Annotated in this window: 10 protein-coding genes; all 10 read left to right on the forward strand. The window is 47.7% G+C overall.

Features of this window, described 5'->3' with window-relative positions:
• The first annotated feature begins 5 nt into the window (after positions 1-5).
• The 10 genes from ccmD (at position 6) to ACSF8W_RS04110 (ending at position 10,018) form a co-directional block, all read left to right on the forward strand.
• A complete protein-coding gene (ccmD, locus tag ACSF8W_RS04065) occupies positions 6-212 on the forward strand; it encodes a heme exporter protein CcmD (RefSeq protein ID WP_500845279.1) in 207 nt (68 codons plus the stop codon).
• Positions 209-697 carry a cytochrome c maturation protein CcmE gene (gene ccmE, locus ACSF8W_RS04070; RefSeq protein ID WP_500845281.1) on the forward strand — a complete coding sequence of 163 codons (489 nt, stop codon included), beginning with the start codon at positions 209-211 and terminating at the stop codon, positions 695-697. Before ccmD ends, ccmE begins: the two co-directional genes overlap by 4 nt.
• On the forward strand, positions 694-2,682 hold the full coding sequence (locus ACSF8W_RS04075; protein ID WP_500845283.1) for a heme lyase CcmF/NrfE family subunit: 1,989 nt from the start codon (positions 694-696) through the stop codon (positions 2,680-2,682). The genes ccmE and ACSF8W_RS04075 overlap by 4 nt, the downstream gene beginning before the upstream one ends.
• Positions 2,683-2,702: 20 nt before the next feature.
• Entirely contained in the window at positions 2,703-3,257 is a 555-nt protein-coding gene (locus ACSF8W_RS04080; protein WP_500845285.1) for a DsbE family thiol:disulfide interchange protein, read from the forward strand.
• Positions 3,258-3,337: 80 nt separating this feature from the next.
• Complete coding sequence (locus ACSF8W_RS04085) at positions 3,338-3,832, forward strand: cytochrome c-type biogenesis protein (RefSeq protein ID WP_500845905.1); 495 nt, start codon at positions 3,338-3,340, stop codon at positions 3,830-3,832.
• Positions 3,832-5,046 carry a c-type cytochrome biogenesis protein CcmI gene (ccmI, locus tag ACSF8W_RS04090; protein WP_500845287.1) on the forward strand — a complete coding sequence of 405 codons (1,215 nt, stop codon included), beginning with the start codon at positions 3,832-3,834 and terminating at the stop codon, positions 5,044-5,046. Before ACSF8W_RS04085 ends, ccmI begins: the two co-directional genes overlap by 1 nt.
• 210 nt (positions 5,047-5,256) lie before the next feature.
• Positions 5,257-6,180: an MlaA family lipoprotein gene (locus ACSF8W_RS04095; RefSeq protein WP_500845288.1), complete on the forward strand. Its 924-nt coding sequence runs from the start codon at positions 5,257-5,259 to the stop codon at positions 6,178-6,180.
• Between the two features lie 261 nt (positions 6,181-6,441).
• Positions 6,442-7,833: a mannose-1-phosphate guanylyltransferase/mannose-6-phosphate isomerase gene (locus ACSF8W_RS04100; protein WP_500845290.1), complete on the forward strand. Its 1,392-nt coding sequence runs from the start codon at positions 6,442-6,444 to the stop codon at positions 7,831-7,833.
• Between the two features lie 8 nt (positions 7,834-7,841).
• Entirely contained in the window at positions 7,842-9,221 is a 1,380-nt protein-coding gene (gene cpsG, locus ACSF8W_RS04105; RefSeq protein ID WP_500845907.1) for a phosphomannomutase CpsG, read from the forward strand.
• A gap of 2 nt (positions 9,222-9,223) precedes the next feature.
• The gene (locus ACSF8W_RS04110; protein WP_500845292.1) at positions 9,224-10,018 is read left to right on the forward strand and encodes an ABC transporter permease; all 795 of its coding nucleotides are present in this window, start codon (positions 9,224-9,226) and stop codon (positions 10,016-10,018) included.

A 10,018-nucleotide genomic window follows, 5' to 3' on the forward strand; every position in this document is an offset into this window, starting at 1 on the left:
CTGCTATGCATTTTGACTCTTTTAGTGACTTTTTAGCCATGGGCGGTTACGGCGCCTATGTATGGGCCGCCTACGGGATCTCGTTTGGGGCCTTGTTGTGGGTAATGATCGCCAGCCTGAACACCAAGCGTCGTTTGGCGGTGGAGATCAAAAACAAAATTGCGCGTGAGCAACGTATTAAAGATGCTGAAAAATTGGAGAACACCCTATGAACCCGAGACGTAAAAAGCGCCTGACTCTGGTATTGGCGTTAGTGGTTGGCCTCGGCGCCACGGTGGGCTTACTGCTTTATGCGTTGAACCAGAACATGGATTTATTCTACACCCCGACCGAACTGGTACAAGGCAAGCCGGACGGCACCAAACCCCAGGTGGGTCAGCGTTTACGTATTGGTGGCATGGTGGTAGAGGGCACAGTGAAGCGTGATCCTAACTCGCTGCAAGTGTCGTTTGATGTGGCCGATGTGGGCCCGTCGGTGACCATTACCTACGACGGTATTTTGCCGGACTTGTTCCGTGAAGGGCAGGGCATTGTCGCGCAGGGTGTCTTGGTGAATGCCAATACCATTGAAGCGCACGAAGTGCTGGCGAAGCACGACGAAGAGTACATGCCACCTGAAGTGGCAGAAGCGATGCAGAAAACCCATGCGCCGCTTCAGTACAGTGATGACCAATTGCAAGGTAGTACTCAACCATGATTGCAGAAATAGGCAATTTTAGCCTCATTGTCGCGCTGGGGTTATCGATCCTCCTCAGCGTCTACCCGCTTTATGGCGCCTCAGTCGGCAACCAAGCCCTGATGCGCATGGCACGTCCGTTGACCTACGGGGTCTTCGGCATGATTCTCGTGTCGTTTATTATTCTGAGCTGGTCGTTTTACGCTAACGATTTCACCGTGGCGTATGTGGCCAGTAACTCGAACTCCATGTTGCCATGGTACTACCGCTTGTCGGCAGTTTGGGGCGGCCATGAAGGTTCCTTGTTGCTGTGGGTGTTGATCCAAGCAGCATGGGCGGTGGCCGTGGCGGTGTTCAGCCGTGGCATGCCATTGGAATCCCTCGCGCGCGTATTGTCTGTGATGGGCATGATCGCGATCGGCTTCTTGCTGTTCATTATCGCGACCTCTAACCCGTTTGTGCGTACGTTGCCATTCTTCCCGGTTGACGGGCGCGATCTGAATCCACTGCTGCAAGATCCGGGTCTGATCATTCACCCGCCATTGCTGTACATGGGTTACGTGGGCTTTTCGGTCGCGTTCGCGTTTGCGATTGCCTCACTGATGACAGGCCGTTTGGATACTGCATGGGCACGCTGGTCGCGTCCTTGGACGATTGCGGCATGGTCATTCCTGACACTGGGCATCGCGCTAGGTTCATGGTGGGCATACTACGAATTGGGCTGGGGCGGCTGGTGGTTCTGGGATCCGGTCGAAAACGCGTCATTCATGCCTTGGCTTGCGGGTACCGCATTGATGCACTCACTGGCCGTGACCGAAAAACGCGGCAGCTTTAAAGCGTGGACCGTTTTACTGGCGATTTCAGCGTTCTCATTAAGCCTATTAGGCACCTTCTTGGTGCGTTCTGGCGTGCTGGTTTCGGTGCACGCGTTTGCCTCTGATCCGGCGCGCGGCATGTTCATTTTGGGCTTCCTTGTGGTGGTGATCGGCGGTTCGTTGCTGCTGTACGCCCTACGTGGTGGTCAGATCCGCTCGCGCGGTCATTACAGCCTGTTCTCACGTGAAAACTTGTTGCTGGCGAATAACCTATTGCTAGTGGCTGGCCTGCTGGTGGTCTTGATCGGTACCTTGTTGCCATTGGTGCACAAGCAAATCGGCCTGGGCTCAGTGTCTATCGGTGTGCCGTTCTTCAATACCTTGTTCACCTGGTTGATGATCCCGTTTGCCTTCATTTTGGGTATCGGTCCACTGGTGCGCTGGAAGCGTGATTCGCTGTCGAGTGTCAGCAAGCAGATGACCATTTCTGCTCTCATAACGTTACCGCTGGCCTTCTTGTCAGTGTGGTTCTTTACCGATGTGCTAGAGCCGATGGCGGTATTGGGCATGACCATGGCAATTTGGATTATCGTGATGCACGGTTTTGAATTGTACGAACGTGCCACTCACCGTCACCGCTTCGTGACGGGCTTGGGTAAACTCGGCCGTAGTCACTGGGCGATGATGCTGGGTCACATCGGTATGGCCGTGAGCTTGATCGGCATTACCTTGGTTTCAAACTACGACATCGAACGTGATGTCCGTTTGGCACCGGGCGAAAGCGTACAAGTACAAGGTTACGATTTCCATTTTGCTGGCCTGCGCGATGCAGACGGTCCGAACTACGACGGTTACATTGCCGACTTCAACATTACCCGTGACGGCGACCGCATCACGACCTTGCACGCCGAGAAGCGTTACTACTCGGTAGCGGGTTCTATGATGACCGAAGCGGCCATCGACAGTGGCGTAACGCGCGATTTGTACGTGGCAATGGGTGAAAAACTCGATGGCACCAATGCATGGGCCGTGCGTATTTACTACAAACCGTTTGTGAACTGGATTTGGTTCGGCGCCACCTTGATGGCATTGGGCGGCGCGTTCGCACTGAGCGACAAGCGTTATCGCTTCCGTAAAAAAGCCCATAAAGATGAACCGGCTGCGGCCAAGCAAGAGGCGAAAGTCAGCTAATGCGTAAAGAGAACCAAGGAATGAATAAAAAGCTCCTGTTTATTCCATTAGTCCTGTTCATGGGGTTGGTGGTGATGTTCATGATCCAGCTGACTCGCAATGCTGACGGTGATGATCCCACTAAGCTGGAATCGGTCTTGGTCGGCAAACCGGTCCCACAGTTCAAGTTGGAAGACTTGGTGGAAGCAGGCAAGCTGTACGATCAGGATATCTTCATGGGCGAGCCGTTACTGCTGAACGTGTGGGCCACTTGGTGCCCGACCTGTTTGGCTGAGCATACGTACTTGAACCAACTGGCAAGTGAAGGCGTGAAAATCATTGGCCTGAACTACAAAGACGAGCGATTGAAAGCGGTACGCTGGTTGAACGAGTTGGGTAACCCGTACATTCACAGTTTGTTTGACGGCAACGGCATGTTAGGCATGGATTTGGGCGTGTATGGCGCACCGGAAACCTTCCTGATCGATGCCAACGGCATTATTCGTTACCGCCACGTTGGCGATGTGAACGACCGTAACTGGAACGACACGCTAAAGCCGATGTATGACCAGTTGCTTGAGGAGGCCAAAGGATGATGCGTCAGTTTACGTCTGTGTTTTCACTTAGCTTAACTCGCCGTGCTGTGATGGCCCCGGTGATGGCGCTCGTGATGATGATGGGTGCTGTGGCTGCGCTCGGTACCGTGTCTGTATTAACGGCACCGGCTGCGATGGCCTCGATTGATGTGTATGAGTTTGACAGTGTTGAGCAGGAAAAAGCGTTTCAGGAATTGACGGCGACATTGCGCTGCCCGAAGTGCCAGAACAACAACATTGCTGATTCTAACGCGACACTGGCGCAAGACATGCGCCAGAAAACCTACGAACTGCTGCAAGACGGCAAGAGCCAGCAAGACGTGGTGGATTACATGATCGCCCGTTACGGTAACTTCGTGACCTACGATCCGCCGATCATGGCGTCAACGCTGATTTTATGGTTCGGCCCGCTGCTGTTCATCGTGATTGGCTTTACTGTCTTGGTGATGCGTTCTCGCAAGCGCAATGAAAGCGTGACCGATACCGACGCACTGGCCAGTGATGAGCAAGCCCGTTTGCAAGCACTGCTGGCTGAAATGGAACAAGAGAAAGCCCGTAACGGCAAGGTGGAATAATGACAGTATTTTGGTTAGTCACCACGTTACTGGTGGTGATCGCAATGGCGATTTTTGTGTTGCCGATGTATCGCGGTAAAGAGCAAGATCAAGTCGCCAGCCGTGATGAGCTGAACAAAGCCTTCTTTAACGATCGTATGGACGAGCTTAACGAAGAAAGCCAAGAAGGCTTGGTTGAAAACCAAGACGAACTGGTGGTCGAGTTGCAGCAATCGCTACTTGATGACGTACCGGAAGCCACCCACGAGAAAAAGACCGCAGTAAGCACTGCGATGCTGATCCCCGGTCTGATTGTACTGATTGGCGTGACGTACGGCATGTACATGAAAGTCGGCAGCTTGGATAAAGTGCAGGCGTGGCAAGACACGGTGCAGCGTTTGCCTGAGTTGTCTAAGCGCTTGATGGCGGATGACGGCGAAACGCCGCTCAGCGATCAAGAAATGGATGACTTAACACTGGCACTGCGTACCCGTTTGCATGAAAATCCGAACGATGCTACCGGTTGGTTGCTATTGGGACGCATCGGCATGGCGAACCGTGATGCCAGCACGTCACAAGAAGCGATGGACAAAGCCTACCGCATGGATCCGAATAACCCGGAAGTGCAGTTGAGCTATGCCCAGACTTTGATGATGATTGGCGATCCGGCGCAAGCCGACCGCGCGCGTCTGTTGCTGCGTACCGTGCTGCGTACCGATCACACCAATATTCGTGCCATGTCACTGTTAGCGTTCGATGCGTTTGAAAAGAACGATTACGCGCAAGCAGTCGCGTATTGGAACATGATGAAGCAGATGATCGGTGAAGACGACCCGCGTGCCAGCATGCTGGATCGCAGTATCGCCCGTGCACAGGCGCAGATCGACAAGAGCAACAATACCGCGACGTCTGTTTCGGTCAAGGTCGCGTTGGATCCGTCAGTGACGTTACCGGCACAAGGGATGGTGATCATCTCTGTGCATTCGGCCGATGGCGCACCAATGCCAGTGGCGGCTCGTCGCTTGCCGTTGTCCGCATTCCCGTTGGACATCACGCTGGATGACAGCGACAGCATGATCCCAGAACGTCCAATGACCTCATTGCCCGACATGATCATCAAAGCCCGCATCGACAGCGATGGCAACGTGATGACCAAAACCGGTGACTGGTATGGCGAAAGTGACGTCATTCCGCTGGGTGGTTCCACAAACATCTTGATAAACCAGCAATATTAATTGCGATAAGCTGGAATGAAAGTGAAAGGCTGGATACTATACTTGTATCCAGCCTTTTTTATTTGGGCATATGGCGAGATCACACCGAGATCACAGACAGGGACGGATTTTGTATTAACACATTCATGACGAAACATGTCATTGATTGTTTAACGCATCAATCTGTGTTGAACGGTCACGGCATGTTTTGATTATTTAACGGATATGACTTTGAAACGACATCATCTTTTGGCGCTGTTTGTTGCGCTGACTCTCACTGCGTGTGCTGACACACCCCCGAATACGGCAACGGACGTTGCGGTTGAAACGAATGCTGATCATAACGATATTGGCCTGAACAGTGTCGCAGCCGTGAGTGAAGAACCGCTTAGCGAAGACAATGTTGCGCTTGCTGCCGAAGAAGATGATGATTTAGCCGCCGTACTGGAAGAGATCGATGCTGGTGAGGGTGACTACGGCGTGCCGGGTGTGTACGATCCGTTTGAACCGATCAACCGCGTGATGTGGGACATCAACTACGATTACCTTGACCCGTATATCGCCCGTCCGGTGTCGTTGGCGTACGTCAACTACGTGCCATCGCCGTTTCGTACCGGTATTCGCAACTTTATTGCCAACTTGGACGAGCCCGCCAGCATGGTGAACAGTTTGTTTATGTTAGAAGGTGAGCAAGCCATTACCCACTTTAACCGCTTTTGGATTAACTCCACCTTTGGTTTGGCTGGCCTCATTGATATTGCGTCACTGGCCGATATTAAGAACCCGGGCGATCGCGCCTTCGGTGATGCGATGGGCTACTACGGTGTTGCCAACGGCCCTTACTTCATGGTGCCAATGTACGGCCCGATCACCTTGCGTGAAGGCGCCGGTGACCTCGTCGATGACTTGTACTTCCCATTGAATTTACTGAGTTTCTGGCAGAGCTTAGGCAAGTGGGCACTGGACGGAATGGAAAGCCGCGCCGCACTGGTTCAGCAAGAAGCGATTTTACGTGACTCGCCAGATCCGTACATCTTCACCCGCGATGCGTACATCCAAAACAAGAACTTCAAAGCCACCGGCGGCGAAGTGGATACGCAAGAGCCAGAAAACGAAGCGTATCTGGATGATTTCATGGATGAGATTGATGGGTAGTAGGGTTTTAGCATCAAAAAATAGGATGGTTACTTAATCATCAGTCGGAATTCACCTCAGTATAAACAACCCTTAAATGTGGTAATATACGAATAATTAATCGCTCTTCGCTCGTGTTAACCGCTGAAATCATTTTTTTGTTTCTTTAAATTAATGTCTTAAGTGTTTTTTGAGTGATTGTTGATTGTGATTTAAATTGACTAACCCGCTCTTTGGTGGCGATATCCAAGGGCGGTAGCGTAACTTTTTTAAGGAAAATAAATGTTTATCCCTGTAATTATGGCTGGAGGCTCAGGCTCAAGACTATGGCCGTTGTCTCGCTCAATGTTTCCAAAACAGTTTCTTGCTCTAGATAATAAAAATACGCATACAATGCTGCAAGCAACGTTAGATAGAATCGAAGGGATGAATGCATTTGAATCAATTCTGATATCGAATGAAGAACATCGCTTCATTGTTGCTGAGCAGGTCAGAAGTTATGGTGAAAAGTCTCGTATTATTCTAGAGCCTGTAGGGCGAAACACAGCTCCAGCTATTGCCCTCGCTGCTTTTCAGGCGATTGAGCATGGTGAAGACCCTATTCTCCTTGTTCTTGCTGCAGACCATGTGGTGTTGAACAAACCAGCGTTCCAAGACTCTGTTACTAAAGCTTTGGCATTTGCTGAAAGAGGGGATTTAGTTACATTCGGCATTGTACCAACAGCACCAGAAACTGGTTATGGTTATATTCACCGTGGAAATGAAGTCGGTGAAAGTGGTTATAAGGTAAATAGTTTTGTTGAAAAACCAAACCTAGAAACGGCCGAAGAGTATTTAGCGACTAGTGAATACTACTGGAACAGCGGTTGCTTTATGTTTAAAGCAAGCGTGTTCCTAAATGAGCTTAAGTCATTGTCTCCCACGATTTATGAAGCATGTGAAAAAGCATCCCAAAGCACTACGACGGACTCAGATTTTATTCGTATCGATAAGGCTGAATTCTTGAAGTGTCCTGATGATTCCGTTGACTATGCTGTGATGGAAAAAACAGATAAAGCTGTTGTTGTACCAATGGATGCTGGTTGGAGTGATGTCGGCTCCTGGTCAGCACTATGGGAAGTTTCAGAAAAAGACGAAAATCAAAACGTATACCATGGCGATACAATTCTTGAAGATACTCGTGGCTGTTTTATCCATGCGCCAAATAAACTGGTAGCAGCTGTTGGCTTGCAGGATATTGTTGTTGTTGAAACAAAAGATGCAGTTTTGGTTGCTGATAAATCAAAAGTTCAGGAAGTAAAAAAGATTGTTGAGCATCTGAAATTAGAAAACAGGGCCGAGTATAGAGAGCACAGAGAAGTATACAGACCTTGGGGCAAGTCTGATGCTATCGATCACGGTGAAAGATACAAAGTAAATCGAATCACGGTCAAGCCTGGTGAAGAGCAAACAACACAACTTCATTATCACCGTGCCGAGCACTGGATTGTAGTATCCGGCACGGCGAAAGTGACCAAGGGGGAAGAAACCATGCTTATTACTGAAAATCAATCAATTTATATTCCAGTGGGCGTTTCACATAAAATAGAAAACCCAGGGAAAATGCCATTAGAATTGATTGAGGTGCAGTCTGGTTCATACCTTAAAGAAGATGATATTGTTCGATTTAATTGAGATAAATGATGAAAAATTTAACATGCTTTAAAGCCTATGATATTCGTGGAAAACTTGGCGAGGAACTAAACGAAGAAATTGCTTACCGAATCGGACGTGCCTATGGTGAGTACCTAGATGGTTCATCGTCTGAAAAAACGGTTGTTTTGGGCGCTGATGTTCGTTTAACAAGCGAATCGCTTAAGCTGTCACTGTCGGATGGTTTGCGTGATGCTGGTGTAAATGTAAAGGATATTGGTTTAACTGGTACTGAGGAAGTGTACTTTGCAACATTCCACCTTGGTGTTGATGGTGGTATTGAAGTAACAGCCAGCCATAATCCAATGGATTACAATGGTATGAAACTTGTTCGTGAGGGAGCTAGGCCAATTAGCGGTGATACCGGCCTTCATGATATTAAAGCAGCGGCTGAACGAAACAAGTTTGGGCCTAAAGCTGAAAATCGTGGCACTTACGAGCAGATTTCAATTTTAGAATCATATATTGAACATTTATTGGGCTATATTGAGCCTGAGAATTTTAAACCGATGAAATTGGTTGTGAATTCAGGTAATGGAGCTGCAGGTCACGTGATCGACGCACTGGAAGCTAAATTCAGCGAGATGAATATTCCTCTTGAATTGATCAAAGTGCACAATAATCCAGACGGTAACTTCCCGCACGGTATTCCGAACCCTTTGTTGCCTGAGTGTCGCGAGGATACTGCAAATGCAGTGCGCGAGCATAACGCTGATATGGGGATTGCTTTTGATGGTGACTTTGACCGCTGTTTCTTGTTCGATGAAAATGGCAATTTCATTGAGGGATACTATATTGTTGGCCTGCTTGCTGAAGCTTTCCTAGCCAAAGATAAAGGGGCAAAAATTATTCATGACCCTCGCCTTTCTTGGAATACCATTGACTTGGTTAACCAAGCTGGCGGCACACCAATCATGTCTAAAACAGGCCATGCCTTCATAAAGGAGCGTATGCGTAAGGAAGATGCGGTTTATGGTGGTGAAATGAGTGCGCACCATTACTTCCGTGATTTCGCATATTGTGACAGCGGTATGATCCCTTGGTTGCTTGTGACTGAACTTATGTCGCGTTCAGGGTTTCGTTTGTCAGAAATGGTTGAGTCTCGTATTGCTGCGTATCCGTCATCAGGTGAAATAAACAGCAAGTTGAAGGATCCAAAACAGTCTATTGATGCGGTTTTTGCGAGGTATAAAGATGAAGCGGTTAACATTGATTATACCGATGGTATTAGCCTTGAGTTTTCTGATTGGCGTTTTAATTTGAGAACTTCAAATACTGAACCTGTTGTGAGACTGAATGTTGAGTCAAAACAAGACGTATCGCTAATGTATGAAAAAACGCAAGAAATTTTGAGTTTACTAAGAAGATAACAATGAAAGAGCTGATTCAAGCGATCATTAGATTTAAAGGCTTTATGTATGGGAGTATCAAACGAGACTTTCAAAGTAGATACCAAACAAGCATGCTAGGTGTGGCATGGTTGATACTTCAACCGTTGTCTATGATTCTAGTTTATACATTAGTTTTTTCTGAGGTTATGAAAGTAAGGCTACCCGATTCAATAGGTAGTTTTTCATATAGTATATATTTGTGTGCAGGTGTATTAACGTGGGGATTATTTTCGGAAATATTGAATAGTCTACAAAATGTTTTTTTGAATAATGCTAATATATTAAAGAAAATAAACTTTCCAAAAATATGCTTACCTATAATCTCAGTTACAACAGCATTGATTAATTTTGGAATAATTTTTTTACTTTTTGTGATTTTTCTTATTGTCAGTGACAATTTTCCAGGCCTGATATTTTTTAGTATGGTGCCTGTATTGATCGTTCAAGTTATGTTTGCTACGGGGCTTGGAATGATTTTTGGTGTTATGAACGTGTTCTTTAGAGATGTTGGTCAATTTGTGACGATTAGTCTTCAGTTCTGGTTCTGGTTTACACCGATTGTTTATGTTATGAATTCTTTGCCAGTATGGGCACAGGATCTATTAGGGCTTAACCCGATGACAAGAATTATAGCAGCATACCATAATATATTTGTCTATGGAGTATCACCTAATTGGTATTCAATCTTACCCGTTTTTATCGGTTCTATTGTTTTAATCTATTTTGGTGTTCGTTTATATAAAGCGAATCAAGCTGATATTGTGGATGAGCTATAA

This window comes from Photobacterium sp. 270122K, from assembly GCF_059941365.1.

Excerpts from the sequence above, each read along its gene's own strand:
- ccmI (WP_500845287.1), top strand. The coding sequence starts at position 3,832 with ATGACAGTATTTTGGTTAGTCACCACGTTACTGGTGGTGATCGCAATG.
- ccmE (WP_500845281.1), top strand. The coding sequence starts at position 209 with ATGAACCCGAGACGTAAAAAGCGCCTGACTCTGGTATTGGCGTTAGTG.
- cpsG (WP_500845907.1), top strand. The coding sequence starts at position 7,842 with ATGAAAAATTTAACATGCTTTAAAGCCTATGATATTCGTGGAAAACTT.
- ACSF8W_RS04080 (WP_500845285.1), top strand. The coding sequence starts at position 2,703 with ATGAATAAAAAGCTCCTGTTTATTCCATTAGTCCTGTTCATGGGGTTG.
- ccmD (WP_500845279.1), top strand. The coding sequence starts at position 6 with ATGCATTTTGACTCTTTTAGTGACTTTTTAGCCATGGGCGGTTACGGC.
- ACSF8W_RS04110 (WP_500845292.1), top strand. The coding sequence starts at position 9,224 with ATGAAAGAGCTGATTCAAGCGATCATTAGATTTAAAGGCTTTATGTAT.
- ACSF8W_RS04100 (WP_500845290.1), top strand. The coding sequence starts at position 6,442 with ATGTTTATCCCTGTAATTATGGCTGGAGGCTCAGGCTCAAGACTATGG.
- ACSF8W_RS04085 (WP_500845905.1), top strand. The coding sequence starts at position 3,338 with ATGGGTGCTGTGGCTGCGCTCGGTACCGTGTCTGTATTAACGGCACCG.
- ACSF8W_RS04075 (WP_500845283.1), top strand. The coding sequence starts at position 694 with ATGATTGCAGAAATAGGCAATTTTAGCCTCATTGTCGCGCTGGGGTTA.